The organism is Bacillus sp. GbtcB14, from assembly GCF_019091205.1.
GTDB classification, from domain to species: Bacteria; Bacillota; Bacilli; order Bacillales; family Bacillaceae_G; genus Bacillus_A; species Bacillus_A cereus_AG.
In genome coordinates this window covers 1-255 of record NZ_JAGXJT010000209.1, presented here as the reverse complement: position 1 = coordinate 255, position 255 = coordinate 1, and the positions used below count along the sequence as shown (strand labels likewise).

The following is a 255-nucleotide window of genomic DNA, read 5'->3' as shown; positions in this document are numbered from 1 at the left end:
CAATCATCGGAAATGTATTGATAATAATGTCCGGCTTATGCTCTTCGACGAGCTGGCCTAAACGTCTATTTCCCATTTTAAAATAAATATTGAATTTGCGTTTATTATAGATTTTGTCAACTCCGTAATAAAACAAACGATAAAACTGTTTCCCGATTGAGAAGCTTTTTAAATAAAGGTATTGAGTAACCTCTGAAACAATCGGATTTGACTCTTGATACAAATTGGAAACCGTCACATCTAAGCCGAGACGCA

1 protein-coding gene is annotated in these 255 nt (G+C 34.9%); it reads right to left on the bottom strand.

Annotated elements, in window-relative coordinates; genetic code table 11:
* The coding region (locus KVT31_RS29735) for an MGDG synthase family glycosyltransferase (protein WP_483297959.1) at positions 1 to 255 on the bottom strand (255 nt) is incomplete at both ends.